General features: G+C 47.5%; 1 protein-coding gene. It reads right to left on the bottom strand.

The window, feature by feature from the left end:
- Nucleotides 1–299 (bottom strand): transposase (locus tag H9X96_RS22600; protein ID WP_187668445.1); only part of this gene is annotated, 299 nt, incomplete at both ends.

The raw sequence follows: 299 nt of genomic DNA, 5'->3' as shown, positions 1-299 counted from the left end.
GGGGTTTCTACCACTCCATTTACCCTGACTTTGAAAAACATACAATCAAGGAACACAAATGGATAAACCGCTTCAAGCGGACGGTTCCGCCACTCCTGCACCGCTGGTAGTACACTGTCTGTAATCCTGGAGATCTCAGCTGCAGAAATATCCATAGCATACATTTCCTGTATGTAATCCCGCATGGCCCGGGTACTCATACCCATGGCATACATCGAGAGAATATTACCTTCCAGTTCCTCGGTAATGATCAACTGGCGTTTGGGAACAACCTTAGGTTCGAAGGTGCCTAAACGGTC

The sequence above is a fragment of the Pedobacter sp. N36a genome, assembly GCF_014472395.1.
Classification (GTDB): domain Bacteria; phylum Bacteroidota; class Bacteroidia; order Sphingobacteriales; family Sphingobacteriaceae; genus Pedobacter.
The sequence above is the reverse complement of the archived record's forward strand: the minus strand, read 5'-3'. Positions and strand labels throughout refer to the sequence as shown.